11 protein-coding genes are annotated in these 15,065 nt (G+C 63.3%); 4 read left to right on the top strand and 7 right to left on the bottom strand.

Annotation, left to right across the window (positions count from 1 at the left end; all coding sequences use genetic code 11):
* Window positions 1-36 precede the first annotated feature (36 nt).
* From pta to tauA, 5 genes are all read right to left on the bottom strand, one after another.
* Entirely contained in the window at window positions 37-1,077 is a 1,041-nt protein-coding gene (gene pta / locus ACOSV0_RS32210) for a phosphate acetyltransferase (protein WP_434111513.1), read from the bottom strand.
* 167 nt (window positions 1,078-1,244) lie between these two features.
* Window positions 1,245-3,047: a sulfoacetaldehyde acetyltransferase gene (gene xsc, locus ACOSV0_RS32205; protein WP_434111512.1), complete on the bottom strand. Its 1,803-nt coding sequence runs from the start codon at window positions 3,045-3,047 to the stop codon at window positions 1,245-1,247.
* A gap of 486 nt (window positions 3,048-3,533) precedes the next feature.
* Window positions 3,534-4,454, bottom strand: coding sequence for an ABC transporter permease subunit (locus ACOSV0_RS32200; protein ID WP_434111510.1), 921 nt, complete (start codon window positions 4,452-4,454; stop codon window positions 3,534-3,536).
* Window positions 4,447-5,262, bottom strand: a complete 816-nt coding sequence (locus ACOSV0_RS32195; protein ID WP_434111508.1) for a taurine ABC transporter ATP-binding protein — start codon at window positions 5,260-5,262, stop codon at window positions 4,447-4,449. Before ACOSV0_RS32195 ends, ACOSV0_RS32200 begins: the two co-directional genes overlap by 8 nt.
* Window positions 5,263-5,294: 32 nt before the next feature.
* The gene (tauA, locus tag ACOSV0_RS32190) at window positions 5,295-6,329 is read right to left on the bottom strand and encodes a taurine ABC transporter substrate-binding protein (RefSeq protein ID WP_434115940.1); all 1,035 of its coding nucleotides are present in this window, start codon (window positions 6,327-6,329) and stop codon (window positions 5,295-5,297) included.
* Between the two features lie 323 nt (window positions 6,330-6,652).
* On the opposite strand from tauA, the gene ACOSV0_RS32185 reads away from it, so the two are divergent.
* Window positions 6,653-8,179 (top strand): PLP-dependent aminotransferase family protein, encoded by a 1,527-nt coding sequence (locus ACOSV0_RS32185; protein ID WP_434111507.1) that lies wholly within the window; start codon window positions 6,653-6,655, stop codon window positions 8,177-8,179.
* Between the two features lie 173 nt (window positions 8,180-8,352).
* Here ACOSV0_RS32185 and ACOSV0_RS32180 read toward each other — a convergent pair whose 3' ends face one another.
* Both ACOSV0_RS32180 and ACOSV0_RS32175 read right to left on the bottom strand, forming a co-directional pair.
* Complete coding sequence (locus tag ACOSV0_RS32180) at window positions 8,353-9,105, bottom strand: IclR family transcriptional regulator (protein WP_434111505.1); 753 nt, start codon at window positions 9,103-9,105, stop codon at window positions 8,353-8,355.
* A gap of 236 nt (window positions 9,106-9,341) precedes the next feature.
* Window positions 9,342-10,106, bottom strand: a complete 765-nt coding sequence (locus tag ACOSV0_RS32175; protein WP_434111504.1) for an IclR family transcriptional regulator — start codon at window positions 10,104-10,106, stop codon at window positions 9,342-9,344.
* Between the two features lie 201 nt (window positions 10,107-10,307).
* Between ACOSV0_RS32175 and sauS the strand changes: the two genes are divergently transcribed.
* From sauS to ACOSV0_RS32160, 3 genes are all read left to right on the top strand, one after another.
* On the top strand, window positions 10,308-11,753 hold the full coding sequence (gene sauS, locus ACOSV0_RS32170) for an acylating sulfoacetaldehyde dehydrogenase (protein WP_434111503.1): 1,446 nt from the start codon (window positions 10,308-10,310) through the stop codon (window positions 11,751-11,753).
* Entirely contained in the window at window positions 11,750-13,420 is a 1,671-nt protein-coding gene (locus ACOSV0_RS32165) for an AMP-binding protein (RefSeq protein WP_434111502.1), read from the top strand. Before sauS ends, ACOSV0_RS32165 begins: the two co-directional genes overlap by 4 nt.
* A gap of 143 nt (window positions 13,421-13,563) precedes the next feature.
* On the top strand, window positions 13,564-14,946 hold the full coding sequence (locus ACOSV0_RS32160; RefSeq protein ID WP_434111501.1) for an MFS transporter: 1,383 nt from the start codon (window positions 13,564-13,566) through the stop codon (window positions 14,944-14,946).
* Window positions 14,947-15,065: the final 119 nt, after the last annotated feature.

The raw sequence follows: 15,065 nt of genomic DNA, 5'->3' as shown, positions 1-15,065 counted from the left end.
CTGTCGATGCGAGCTGGAACCACATCTCCGTGGTGATCACGATGCGTGATGCGGCATGGTGTGCGCGGTCGCGGGCTCAGCCGCGGTTTGTGCCTGCACGGCGGTCACCGCGATCACGTAGTAGATGTCGTCGGCGCTGCAGCCGCGCGAAAGATCGTTGGCCGGCTTTTTCAGGCCCTGCAACAAGGGGCCGATTGCCTTCGCATCGCCGATCCGCTCAGCCAGCTTGTAGCCGATATTGCCGGCCTCCAGGCTGGGGAAAATCAACACGTTGGCGTGCCCCTGCACCTGTGAATGATCGATCTTGCGCATGGCGATTTCGGAGACGAGCGCCGCGTCAAGTTGCACGTCGCCGTCGATCGCCAGATGCGGGCGCGCGGCTCTCACCTGGCGCGTCGCTTCCACGACCTTGTCGACTGCCGCATGCCGGGCGCTGCCGCTGGTCGAGAAGGACAGCATGGCCACGCGCGGCTCCTCCATCAGCAGGCTTTGCGCGCTGTCGGCCGCGGCCATCGCAATCTGTGCCAGCTCGCCGGCGTCGGGGTCCACCACCAGTCCGCAGTCGGAGAAAATCAGGCCGCCTTTGAGCGTGTGGAAGGGCTCGCACAGCATCATCAGAAAGAAGCTCGACACCAGTTTGAACGACGGATCGAGACCGATGATCTGGATCGCGGTGCGGACCACGTCGGCTGTGGTGTGGACGGAGCCGGCCACCGAGCCGTCGGCGTGACCGAGCCGCACCATCAGGTTGGCGAAGCAGAGCGGCTTGAGGATTTCCTGCTTCGCTTCGTCCAGCGTCATGCCTTTTTTGCTGCGCAGTGCGAAGAGCGCCTCGGCAAACGAGGGGCCGAGCGGCGAGGTCGCGGGATCCACCAACTCCATGCCGGACAGTTCGATGTTCTGCTCAGCCGCCGACGCGCGGATGCGCGTGCCCGGGCCCACCAGCACGATACGGGCGATGCCTTCACGCGTGGCGCGTTGTGCGGCCTCCAGCATGCGAGGATCTTCCGCTTCGCAAAGCACGATGCGTCTTTGCGAAGTGCGGGCGCGCTCGATGATGCGATTGATAGCTTTCATGGCACGGGGCAGCGGTCACGGTTGGGGAGACGGAAGCAGCAAACGGCAAACGGCAAACGGCAAACGGCAAACAAAGCGGCCGGAAACGGCAGGGAAAGCCCCGTTTCCGGTCCGCCGGACAGCAGGAACGCATCTCCTGCCGCCCGGACCTTCAGACAACGCACGGGTCAGACATAGTCCTTGTACTTGTCCAGCAAACGCACCGGCTTGGCCAGCGCATCGCGACGGAACGGGTCACCGAGTTCGCGAGTGCACATGACCTCGATGATGGTGGTCTTGCCGTGATTCATCTGCATATCGATCGCACGCTTGAGCGCGGGGCCGACGTCCTCGAGCCGGTCCACCGTGACACCCTCGGCGCCCATCGCGCGAGCGATGCCCGCGAAGCTCTGGTTGTCCAGCTCACCGGCGACGAAGCGGCGGTTGTAGAAGTCGACCTGGTTTTTCTTCTCGGCGCCCCATTGCCGGTTGTGGAAGACCACGGCGGTGACCGGAATGTTGTGACGCACGCAGGTCATGGTTTCCATCAGACTCATGCCCCACGCGCCGTCGCCGGCATAGGAAACAGCGGGGCGGTGCGGCGCCGCCACCTTGGCGCCGATGATGGTCGGAAACGCGTAGCCGCAGTTGCCCCAGCTCATCGCGGCGAAGAAGCTGCGCGGTTTGGTAAAGCGCAGGTAGCTGTTGGCCACGGAGTTGATGTTGCCGATGTCGGTGGAGACCATCACGTCTTCCGGCATGGCCTTTTCGAGTTCGCGCAACACCTGGCGCGGGTGCAGATAGTTGCCGCCGCCGGGCGTGCGTTCGTCTTTCTGCTCCTCGATCATGTCCAGGCTGTAGGGGTCGCGCTCGTGGGTCCAGCCGTCGAGTTCCTTCTCCCATGAAGCCTTCTCGGCGGCGATCTGGCCGGCGCGCTCTTCACGCGAGGCGTCGCAGACGAGCGTGCGGCCGGCAAGACGCTGCGTGAGCGCAACCGCGGCGGCCTTGGCGTCGCCGCAGATGCCCACGGAGATCTTCTTCACCAGGCCGAGCATCTTGTGGTCGGCATCGATCTGGATGATTTTTGCGTTTTGCGGCCAGTAGTCCATGCCGTGTTGCGGCAGCGTGCCGAACGGTCCCAGACGCGAACCGAGTGCGACCACCACGTCGGCGCGCTGGATCAGCTTCATCGCCGCCTTGGAGCCCTGATAGCCGAGCGGACCGCACCACAGCGGGTGGTCGGCGGGGAAGGAATCGTTGTGCAGGTAGCTGTTGACGACCGGCGCGCCCAGACGCTCGGCGAGCGCCTTGCATTCTTCGATTGCATCGGCCATCACCACGCCGCCGCCGGAAATGATCACGGGGAATTTGGCCTGGGCGAGCAGTTCAGCCGCTTCGTTCAGGCGCTGATCGCCGCCGGGGCCGCGGTCGAGGCGCTGCGGTTGCGGAATCTCCGCCTTGATCTGGCCGTAGAAATAATCGCGCGGAATGTTGAGCTGGGTCGGACCCATCTCGGCCAGCGCGCGGTCGAAGCAGCGTCCGGTGAATTCAGCCATGCGCGCGGGATGGGTGACGTGGCCCTGATACTTGGTGAACTCCTGGAACATGGGGAGTTGCTTCGCTTCCTGGAAGCCACCCAGACCGATGCCCATGGTGCCCGCCTCGGGCGTGATCATGACCACGGGGCTGTGCGCCCAATAGGCTGCGGCGATGGCGGTCACGCAATTGCTGATTCCGGGGCCGTTCTGACCGATCACCACGCCGTGACGGCCCGATACGCGGGCATAGCCGTCGGCCATGTGGCCGGCGCCCTGCTCGTGCACCACGGGGATAAGGCGGATGCCGGCGGGCGCGAAGATGTCCATGGCGTCCATGAAGGCCGAACCCATGATGCCGAACATGTCGGTCACGCCGTTCGCGGCCAGGGTTTCGACGAAAGCTTCTGACGGGGTCATGGCCTGCGGGCCGCTGACGGGTGTGTGATCGCTCATGAGGGCTGTCTCCGATGTTGTTGAAAATGGAACAAAACGTTCCGAAAAGATGTTTTATAAAATGTAGAGCATGCACCTGGGATGGTCAATAGGTGATGCGAAATAAACGGTCCAATTTGTCTCGAAAATTGATGATTGCGATGCGCGCTGCTCACTCGCGGTTCGGCCACGGAGCGCGTGATGTAGTCGCGGCGATTCGTGCGGACTGAAGACGGGCGTCCGTAGTCAGTCGAATTGGAAATTCATGCCGCGCGCCAGCGATAACGGACAGTTGAAGTATTGCGGAGGGCACTGCTATCGGCGTAGTGCCAGCCGGCGTCAATCGCTGAGTCCACGCCGGTGCCGGGGGCGGCCGGGCAGCGTGGGGGAGGCCTCACGCTGCGGTGACGGTACTTTCGGCGAGGGCATCGATCCTTGAGGACGATGACCTGCGCAACGTCCGGCTCCGGCAAAATCGAAGCGATGCAAATCGATCGCGCCTGGCGATTACACCCGGCCTTTCCACGGCACCAGCATGCGTTCGAGGTGGCGCATCAACAAATCAAAGCACAAGGCAAAGAAGCCAATGACGATGATGCCCATGATCACCACGTCGCTGGCGAGGAACTCTGCAGCGTTCAGCACCATGAAGCCGAGACCGCTCGTCGAGGCCACCATTTCCGCGGCAACCAGTGTCGTCCAGCCGACGCCGATGCCGATTCGCATGCCCGTAAAAATCTCCGGCAGCGCGGATTTCAGAATCACGTACAGCACCACCTGCGTGCGCGAGGCGCCCATCGAATAGGCCGCATGAATCTGTTCGATCGACACGGAACGCACGCCGGATCGCGCGGCGATGGCGAGCGGCGCGAAGATGGCGAGGTAGATGAGAAAGACCTTGGAGAATTCGCCGATGCCGAACCAGATGATGATGAGCGGCAGATAGGCGAGCGGCGGAAGCGGCCGGTAGAACTCGATGGGTGGATCGAAGACGCCCCGCGCAAAACGCGAGACGCCCATCATCACGCCGATTGGAATCGCGGTCACGCAGGCGAGCGCGAAGGCACCGAACACGCGCAGCAAGCTGATGCCGGTATGCTGCGCGAGCGTGGAGTTGGCGAAACCTTCCGTGGCGACGTAGATGAACTTTGCGTATACCGCCTGCGGCGACGGCAGAAAGAGCGGCTTGATCCAATGGAGGTTCGTCGCGACAAACCACAGACCGATAAACAGGGCGACCGTCACGAGGCTCGTGACCACACTGCTGCCCTGGCCGGGCACGCCGAATGTGTCGCCTGGTTTCGCGGGTTTCTTGGCGAGAATGCGGGGACGTCGACCGGGTGTGCGCGGTGGTTTCATCGGCGTGTCGGATTCGAGTGAGGCCTGCTGGCCGTGCGCGAGAGCATGTGCCCGTTTTGAACTAAACATGTGTCACCTCGGCTTCGGCGCTGTGCATTTTCTCGTCGCCGTAAATGATGCTGAGCACGCGTTCGCGCATTTCGATGAAGTCGGGACTCGACTTGATGGCGCGCGCGTCGCGCGTTTCCAGAAAGCGTCGATTGAAATCCAGCTCGTAGGTATGCGTGATGCGCCCGGGGCGCGGCGACATCACGATCAGGCGGCTGGCCAGAAAGAGCGCTTCCTCGACGCTGTGCGTGATGAAGAAGAACATCTTGCTGGTCTTCGTCCAGACGTCGAGCAGCAGTTCCTGAATGGTCTCGCGGGTCAGCGCATCGAGCGCGGCCATCGGCTCGTCCATCAGCAGCATGGCGGGATCGCAGGTCAGTGCGCGAGCAATGCCCACCCGCTGCTGCATCCCGCCGGAGAGTTGATAGATCATGTGCTTGTGAAAATCCTGCAAGCCGACCAGCGCCAGATTGCGCGCGGCGATCTCGCGCCGCTGCGCTTTCGGCACGCCCTGAAGCTTCAGGCCGAACTCGGCGTTGTCGATCACGTTGAGCCACGGCAACAGGGCATGCTTCTGGAACACGACGCCACGGTCCGAGCCCGGTCCCCCGACCGGTGTGCCGCCGAGCAGCAACTCGCCGCTGGTCGGCGCGATGAAGCCCGCCATGAGCGAGAGCAAGGTGGTCTTGCCGCAACCCGAGGCGCCGAGCGCGACGACGAAGTCGCCCGAGTTGACCGTCAGATCGATGTTGTCGAGCGCGTGCACCGTCTGGCCCGGCTTGCGCCCCGGAAAGACCACGCTCACATTCTTGACTCTCATGCTTTCCATGTTGCCTCCTGATTCGACGGAACCGGCCTGCGTCATTTGAGTTTCATTGCCGCTTCGGCGTATGCCGGGGTCACGAACTTCGAGTAATCGGGCAACACCGCGCTGATCTGTTTCTGATCCTTCAGGAAGGCCGCCGTGTCCTTCAGCGCGAAGGTTGCGCGGCCCGTACTGCCGCCGCCCAGCCATTGCGAGGAGGCCTGTTCCTGGATCGTCGGGAAGGCATAAAGCGAGAGCGACTCCGGCACATCCGCCGGCGAACCGCCGATCATCTTCGCGATGGCGGCCGCTTGCGGCGAGGTGGCATTCCATTGCGCGGTGTTCTTGCGATACTGATCGTCCGCATCGGCGATGGCTTTCACGAGCTTTGCCATGAAGTCTTTATGCGCCTCGCCCCACTGGCGATCGACGGCGATTCCGTCGAAGGTCGGTTTGCCGAGTTTCGACAGGTCGCCGGAGGTAATCAGGACCTTGCCGCTCTTCTTCAATTGCGCGAGCGCCGGGTCCCACACGTAGGCGGCGTCGATATCGCCGCGCTCCCATGCCGCGACCAGCTGGTTCGGCTGCATGTTGAGGATCTTCACCTCAGACGGATTGATGCCCCAGTGCTGCAGCGCGAACATGGTGTGATAGTGCGTGGTCGATACGAACGGCACGCCGATCGTCTTGCCCTTCAGATCGGCCGGTTTGGTGATGCCCGAACCATTGCGTACGACCATGGCTTCGGCCTGGTTGATGTTGTCCAGAATCCAGAAGAGCTGCAGGTCGAGACCCTGGCTGACCGCCGCGGCGAGCGGGCTCGAGCCGATCACGCCGACCTTCACGTCGCCTGACGCCATAGCAGTCGCAACCTTCGCGCCGGATTCGAATTGCCGCCAGTTGATCTTGTAGCCCGTCTCCTTCTCGATCGAGCCGCTGGCGATCGCGACGACCCATGGGTCGACGATCTGTTGATAGGCTATCGTGACCTCCTTGTCCTGCGCGTGGCCGGGTTGCGCCACCAGACAGGCAAGCGCGGCGAATGCCGCCACTGTCGCGCGGCGTGTCAATGCGCCGAACCAGCGGGACAACTTCGGTTGTTTGTCGCTTTTCATCGTAGGTCTCCAGAGTGGCCGTGCAGGCACGCGAGTACACGTGAATCCAACCTTCGCCGACGGGGGCTTGTCCCAATCGCCGACAATGGGGTGATGCGAGTATCGTCAGTAAAAAATAATGCGGGTTAGGGCCAGACGCGGCTGATCGTTGAGTCCACACCGCTGCACCAGAATGGGCTGCCGCGCCGGTCCCGCCGGCAGCCGTCCCAAGGCGGCTGGCAGGCGTTTTTTTGCGCGTCCACAATGCCGGTGTCCGTCTTCGCGCGGGCAGGCTCCGCCCACAAAAATCAGGAGAAAGCATGGCAAGTCGCACCTCGGTGGCTCTTTGGAGCCAGCGATTCCAGCGTTCACCCGAGTCGAATATGAGCCTCCAGGGCCAGATTCGCCAGATGCTGGTGGCCGCGATTCTGGACGGTCAGCTACTGCCGCATCACGCGTTGCCATCGAGCCGCGAACTGGCCGACCAGTTGAGCGTTGCCCGTAATACGGTCGTACTCGCTTATCAGCAGTTGGTGGAGGAGGGCTATCTGATCTCGCGCGAGCGGAGCGGGCATTTCGTCAATCCGGCCATCCTCGAAGGGCGGCACGCATTCTCGCCGCTGCAAACGGTCCCGACGCAGGCCGCCAACGAAGCCCTCGCGCGGCCGGACTGGGACCAGCGCGTCAGAAGAAGGCCGTCGTCGCAACGCAACATCGTCAAGCCGGGCAACTGGCTGAGCTACGAATACCCCTTTATCTACGGACAATTCGACCAGTCGCTGTTTCCGACCAACGACTGGCGCGAGTGCTGCATGAAAGCGCTGTCGGTCATGGAGATTCGCAACTGGGCGCCGGACCTGATCGAGCGCGACGACGATACGCTGATCCAGCAGATCCGCACACGTGTGCTGCCGCGGCGCGGCGTGTTTGCCATGCCGGACGAAATCGTCGTGACGATCGGCTGTCAGCAGGCGCTCTATCTGATCGCGGACCTGCTGGCGAGCGAGCGGACCACGATCGGCTTCGAAAACCCCGGCTATCCGGATGCCCGCAATATCTTCGAGAACCGCAATGCGCGGCTGCAGCCGCTGCCTGTCGATGCCGGTGGCGTGCGTCCGGCCGAGGACGCCGATCTGCTCGCGCAATGCGACTACGTCTATGTAACGCCAAGCCACCAGTGCCCGACCACGGCCACCATGCCGATCGAGCGGCGTCACGCGCTGCTGGAACAGGCACAGGCCCATGACTTCGTCCTGATCGAAGACGACTACGAAAGTGAAAACAACTTCTCAGGCACGCCGCACCCGGCGTTGAAGAGCCTGGATACAGCCGACCGGGTGATCTATATCGGCAGTCTGTCGAAGACCTTCGCGCCTGGGCTGCGGCTGGGTTATATCGTCGGGCCGCGTGAACTGGTCCGCGAACTGCGCGCGCTGCGGCGTCTCATGGTGCGCCATCCCGCCGCCTATATTCAACGCGCGTTCGCCACTTTTCTGGCGCTCGGGCACCACGATGCGTTGCTGCGGCGGCTCGCCCACGCCTATCGGGAGCGCGCACAGGCATTGATGACCGCGCTCGACACGCACCTTCCCGAAGCGCGCTATCTGCCGGTGGGCGGCGGCGCGTCGTGCTGGGTCGAGGGGCCGCCGTGGCTCGATGCGACACGCCTCGCCGCGGATGCGCAGGCACACGGCATTCTGATCGAACTGGGGCGGGTCTTTTTCATGACCGGACTTGAGCAGAACCACTGCTTCCGCATGGGCTTTTCGGCCATCAAGCTCGAAAAGATCGATGAGGGTGTGCGTCTGCTCGCGGAACTCGTGCGCGCGCAGCAGCCTGAGGAATAGGCGGTGGCCTAAGCGATGCCATGAGCGCTGCCGTAAGCGACGGCACGAGCGCTGCCGTAAGCGATGGCACGAGCGCTGCCGTAAGCGGCGGCATGAGCGCTGGTAGAAGCGGTGCCGCAAGCTATGGCATAACCCACTGCATAAGCGACCGCACAAGCGGCCGCCAAAGCGCGCTAGAACGTTTTGGCGAGCTGCTGGGCGGCTTCCTGCAGACGCGGCACGAACTCGAGGGCACGCGACAGCGGCGCCCGCGAGACCGGCGCATGAACGGCGATCGCCGCGATACAGGTGCCGTTCTCATCCGTCACCGGCGCGGCCACGCACGCAATGCCGGCGACAAACTCCTCATTGTCGATAGCGATCCGCTTGTGCGCGGTGCGGTCGAGTTCCGCTTCGAGCAGTTCGGGGTCGGTGATGGTATTCGGCGTGAAGCGTTCGAGCTTCAGCGTGCGGACGAGGGCGGCGCGTTGTTCGCGCGGCAGCATGGCCATCAGCAGTTTGCCGCTCGCGCTGCAATGCGCCGGCACGTGCGAGCCGGGCTTGAGATCGAGCCGCAACGGCCAGGGCGCTTCGAGCCGGTCGAGATACAGCACCTCGGTTTCATGCAGCATCGTGAGGTTGCAGGTCTCGCCGAGATCGGCGACCAGGTGAGCCAGGATCGCATGCCGCAGCCGGCGGGCGCCCGAATGCATCATGACGCCAAGACCGAGTTGCGCGAGGCGCGGGCCGATCACATAAGCGTTTTTCTGACCCGGCTCGCGGATCACGAGGCCGCTGGCTTCGAGCGAAGCCAGCATACGGTGCAAGGAAGCCTTCGGCAGATCGACGTCCTGGGCAATGTCGGCAAGCGACACCGGACCTTCGGCGCGCACGAGATGTTCTAGCAGGGCGAACGCGCGCAGGGTAGGAGTATCCGCTTTAGTCATGGGTGCCGTTCCGGAAAATGGATTGGCATCATTGTAGCGTGCGGCTTTGTCAGTCAAGGTTTTCGCCGGGCCGGAGCGGCTTTGAATCGCAATTTAAGCGCAGATCATCCCGTTTTTCGGAACGCGTTGCCGTGCGGCATGCTGGAGCGTGAATGCGCGCTCGAACTCTCTGATGAGCCAGTTTCGCCCGTGAGTTATCGATCACGATTCGCCGTTTGCCCGCTATTTCACCCGCACTATTGCCGGAATGTTTTGGCGGTTTCCTCGGCGGCCAGACGCAGATCGGGCAGGAAGGCCAGTAGATCGTCGAGTACGACGCGCCCGACCGGCGCCTGCACGGCGATGGCCGCGCAGGCGCGATTGCGATCCAGCATGACCGGCACGGCGATCGCGATGAGCCCCTGCAGATGTTCCTGATTGTTGATTGCGAGCTGGCGCCGCCGCGTCACGGTCAACTCCTTGCGTAACTGGCCACGATCCGTAATCGTCCGCTCGGAATAGGCGCGCAGCGGCAAGGTTTCGATGACCCGTTCGCGCCTCTCCTTCGGAAGAAAGCTGAGCAACAGCTTGCCGCTTGCCGAACAGTGCAGCGGCACATGCGAGCCGGGTTGCAGGTGCATGCGCAGCGGCCACTCGGTTTCCACCCGGTCGACATAGACCACGTCGTTGCCGGCCAGCATCGTCAGATTGCAGGTCTCGCCGATTTTGGCCACCAGTTGTTCAAGCAGCACATGGCGGGCTGCGGCCGGCCCCGCATGCATCAGCACATTGACCGCCAGCATCCGCACGCGCGGCGAGCACTCGTAGAGCCGGTCGCCGGCGCTGCGCGTGACAAGCCACGCGTCCATCAACTGCACCAGGATGCGATGCACGGTCTGCTTGGGCAGTTCGAGGGCATGGACGAGATCCGTCATGGAAAGCGGGCCGCTTGCCTCAGCCAATGTTTCGAGTACGCGAAATGCACGCACGGCCGCAGCATTCGATTGATTCGAAGTCGACACGCTGTCTCCTCAATGTCGTATTTGTAAGTTGGATTGTGCATCGGTCTGTTTAGTTTTCGGGACTATGGAAAGTCCCGAATTTCGCACTTTTCGATTCTCGCCGTTTCAGCGCGAGGGATAGTTCAAAAAACGGGACTCCGAAACAGGCACGGCTCACTAGATTGGTACCAATGCCAATCTTTTCAGTCCGGAGTGAACCGTATGAATGTTAGGGCCACAGAAGCGGAAGCCACGCACGCGGGCGCACATAGCGATGTCGAATGCGTCGTTGCGTCGATGGTTGCACGTGCGCGCGCCGCACAGCGCGGATTCGAGATCGCGGGACAAGACATGCTCGATGCCGCCGCCGACGCCGCAGCGTGGGCGATCATGGAGCCCGCGCGCAACCGGCAGCTTGCCGGGCTGGCGGTGCGCGACACCGGTCTCGGCAACGCGGACGACAAGTTTCGCAAGAACTATCGCAAGACGCTCGGGCTGTTGCGCGATCTGCGTGGGCAGAAGACCACGGGGGTGATCGAGCGCAATGACACTACGGGCATTGTCGAGATTGCACGCGCGGTCGGCGTGGTGGCGGCGATTACGCCGTCCACCAATCCGGCGGCCACACCGGTCAACAAGATCGTCAACGCGCTCAAATGCGGCAATGCCGTGATCGTGGCGCCGTCGCCGAAGGGCTATTCGTCGTGTGCGCTGCTGATCGAATTCATCCATGCGCAATTCGCCAAAGTCGGACTCGCGCCCGACCTCGTGCAGATGTTGCCCGCGCCGATCAGCAAGGCGGCTACCGCCGAACTGATGCGGCAGTGCGACCTGGTGGTCGCAACTGGATCGCAGGCGAATGTGCGGATGGCTTACGCAAGTGGGACGCCCGCGTTCGGCGTGGGCGCGGGAAATGTTGCTTCGATTGTCACGGCGTCGGCTGATTTGCACGATGCGGCGCACAAGATTGCACGTTCGAAAACGTTCGACAACGCCACGAGTTGTTCATCCGAAAACAGCGTGGTGATCGAAGCCGCGGTGTACGCGGACATGCTCGCCGAACTGACCGCCTGCGGCGGCGTGATGCTCGACGCAGCGCAAAAGGCGCGACTGCAGGCCGCCCTGTGGTCGAACGGCAAGCTGTCGGCACACTGCACCGCGCGCTCGGCCGCGGCGATTGCACGGGCGGCGGGCCTCGACGACATTGCCGCACGTGAGCCCGCATTTCTGATGGTGGAGGAAACCGGCTTCGGCGCCGACTACCCGTTCTCGGGCGAGAAGCTCGCGCCGGTGCTGACCGTTTATCGCGCGGAGACTTTCGATGCCGCCGCGGGCATCGTGCGCGGTATCTACGCCTACATGGGGGCGGGGCACTCGGTCGGCCTGCATTCCACCGACCCCGGCCAGGCGGTGCAACTCGGTTCGACGCTGCCGGTTGCGCGCGTGATCGTGAACCAGGCGCATTGCCTCGCGACCGGCGGCAACTTCGATAACGGCTTGCCATTTTCGCTTTCGATGGGATGCGGAACCTGGGGCCGCAACAATTTCTCGAGCAATCTTAACTTTCACCATTATCTGAACATCACGCGCGTGGCCTACCCGATCGAGGAGCGTGTCCCCGAACTGGACGACGTACTCGGGGATTTCTTCGGGAGGTATGGCAAATGAAGACGCCACATACGATCCGCGCGTTGATCGATGCGCGCGCCGCACAGTATCCCGACAAGCCGTTTCTGCTGGCCGCCTCGGAATGCGATGAGGAAGGCGGCGCGTCTGCGCCCGCCGACGTGTTGACGTTCGCAGCGTTACGCGACGACTGCCGCGCGCTTGAGGCGGTCTTTCACGAAGCAGGCTTGCAGGCCGGCGATGTTGTTTCGGTCTTCATGGGCAACGGTATCCATACCGCAAGGCTGTTACTCGCGGCGATGTACAGCGGGCTCGTTGCCAATCCGCTCAATCTGCTGTGCCAGCCGTCGCAGTTGCGCTACATCGTGGAGCATTCGGATACGCGCATGGTCTTTGTTTGCGCCGATACTCACGCGGCCATGTCGAGCGCGATCGCCGGATTACGCGAGCAAGGCATCGCACGCACGGTTGCGCTGATTCGTACTGAGCACGATGCGACCCTTGCGTCTGTGCTGGCCTCGGTGCCGGCTTGCGTCGAGCCAGTGCTGGCGGAAACGCCAGGTGTTGCTGCCGCGCAAGCGGGGTCGGCAAATGATTCGCGCTATGCGTCATCTTTAACCGCCTGGGATTCCACAGCGTTTCAAGGCGGCGAACCCGGTGCGGCCGATGTGGCGCTGCTGATGTATACATCCGGCACCACGGGTGCGCCGAAAGGCGTCCTGCTCGACCATCGGAACCTGCTGGCCAATGCTCGCAACATCTCGCGCGAACACCGGCTCGGCACCGGCGACCGGGTCTTCGCCGCGTTGCCGCTTTATCACATCAATGGGCTCGTCGTGACGCTGCTTGCGCCGCTTTTTCACGGCGGTTCGGTCGTCATGACACCGCGTTTTTCCGCTCGCACTTACTGGCGCGATGTCGCGCGGCACGGTTGCACATGGATCAACGTGGTGCCGACGATCGTCGCCTATCTGCTCAACAACGATGAGGCGTGCACCTTCGACCTGTCCGCGCTGAGGTTTTGCCGCAGCGCGTCGGCGGCGCTGCCCGTCGATCATCACCGCGCGTTCGAGGCGCGCTTCGGCGTCGGCATTATCGAAACGATGGGCATGACCGAAACCGCCGCGCCCGTGTTCAGCAATCCATACGATTCGGAGAGCCGGAGAATCGGCAGTATCGGCCTGCCTTCGGGCAGCGAAGCGAAGGTGATCGACCGTGACGGCCGCGAATGCGCGCCCAACGAATGCGGCGAACTGGTGCTGCGGGGCGAGCAGGTCATGCGCGGCTATTACAAGCGCGCCGAGGAAACGCGCGCGGCCTTCACCGCCGACGGCTGGTTGCGTACCGGCGACCTCGGCTATCGCGATAGCGACGGTTACTTCTACATCAATGGACGCGCGAAGGAATTGATCATCAAGGGCGGTGAAAACATCGCCCCGCGCGAGATCGATGAAGTGTTGCTCAAACACCCCGGCGTGCTGGATGCGGCCGCGGTGGGTGTGCCTGATGCCGCCTACGGGCAGGAGATCGTCGCCTTTATCGTGCCTCGTGTGGCGCACGGGCAGGGCGCGCTCGACATCGCGGATCTGCATGAGCACTGTCTGCGCGAACTGGGCCGCTACAAGACGCCGAAGGAGTTTCGTTTCGTGGGGGAATTGCCTCGCGGGCCTTCAGGGAAGGTGCAGCGTCTGAAGCTCGTGCCCACCTGACGGCACGCGCATCGGCGTAGCCGGACCGTGCCGGCAAGGACAGGAGAGCGGGCGTCGACGCGCACGCGACCCGGCGCGGTACGAAGTACGGATCGAACGACGACAGACGCCCCCGGCGTCACATAAGAGAGACAGGAGACAGCATGCAAACGCACAAGCGGCGCGTGAAGACACGCCACATTATCCTGGCCATCATGTGCCTGATGTATTTCATCTCGTACATCGACCGTGTGAATATTGCCGTGGCCGGCCCTATCATCCGGCACGAAATGGGGCTGACGACGGTCCAGCTCGGCCTCGTGTTCTCCGCCTTCGCCTATCCCTACGCGTTCATGCAGGTCATCGGCGGCTGGCTGTCGGACAAGTACGGGCCGAAGCTGGTGCTGACGGTGCTGTCGCTGATCTGGGGGGCGGCGACGCTCGCCACCGGATTCGCCGGCAGTGTGGCGATGCTCGTCGCACTGCGGTTCGCGCTGGGCATCGGCGAGGGCGGCGCGTTCCCGACGGCGACGCGTGCTTTCACCTACTGGATGCCGGTGGCGGAGCGTGGTTTCGCCCAGGGCATCACGCATAGCTTCGCCCGCCTCGGCGGCGCGGTCACGCCACCGCTCGTGCTCGCCGTGGTCGTGGCGGGCGGCTGGCGCGACGCGTTCATTCTGCTCGGCGTGGCGAGTCTCGCGTGGACGGTGCTGTACCTCTGCGTCTTTACGAACTCACCGGAGCAGAACCGGCGTGTGACGCCCGAGGAAACGGCCGAGATCGGCTATCGCGCGGGTGACTGCGAACGCGCCAAACGTGCGGCCACGCCATGGCGCAAGCTGGTCCGTCGTATGTGGCTCGTCACGTTCGTCGACTTCTGTTATGGCTGGCTGCTGTGGGTCTATCTGACCTGGCTGCCTTCGTACCTGAAGGAAGCGCGCGGCTTCGATCTCAAGCAACTGGCGCTGTTCACGGCGCTGCCGCTGCTCGCGGGCGTGATTGGCGATACGCTCGGCGGCGTCGTCTCGGACCGGCTCTATAAACGCACCGGCCGCCTGCGCTTTGCACGCTGTGCCGTACTGGTGGTGGGCATGGGCGGCTCGCTCGTGTTCCTGCTGCCGATGGTGTCCGCAACCAATCCGCTGATGGCGGTGGTGTTCCTGTCCGCGTCGTTCTTCTTTCTCGAGATCACGAATCCTGTGCTGTGGACTTTGCCGCTCGACATCGGCGGTCGCTACGCGGGCACCGCGGGCGGCATGATGAACACGGGCTTCGGCGTTGCCGGGATGATATCGCCCGTGGTGTTCGGTTATCTGATCGAGACAACCGGCAGTTACAACGTGCCGTTCACGATTTCCGCCTGCCTGCTGGGGGTGGGGATCGTGGCGGCGCTTTTCATCGATCCGGCGAGGACAGTCGAAGCCGACGAGGAGCGCGAGCGGCGCGAAGGTGTACAGATGGACGGCATGCCCGCGTTTGTCCCGGCGAGCGCCGCGGTGCGGCTGGAGCGGCATCATCTGCGCCGTCCGCTGCGCTGGCGCAGGTAAGGAGGGTTTAGAGGCGCGGGGGCGGACAGTGGGCGTCCGCTCCGCTCGCCCGTAGCGCTCGCTAGCCGGTGGTCCCGAATACGAAATATGCTCTCCTTGCTTTTCCGATTTGTTTAACT

The organism is Paraburkholderia caffeinilytica, assembly GCF_051027425.1.
Taxonomy (GTDB): Bacteria; Pseudomonadota; Gammaproteobacteria; order Burkholderiales; family Burkholderiaceae; genus Paraburkholderia; species Paraburkholderia caffeinilytica_A.
Note: the sequence above shows the minus strand (reverse complement) of the source record. Positions and strands in the feature narration are given on the sequence as shown.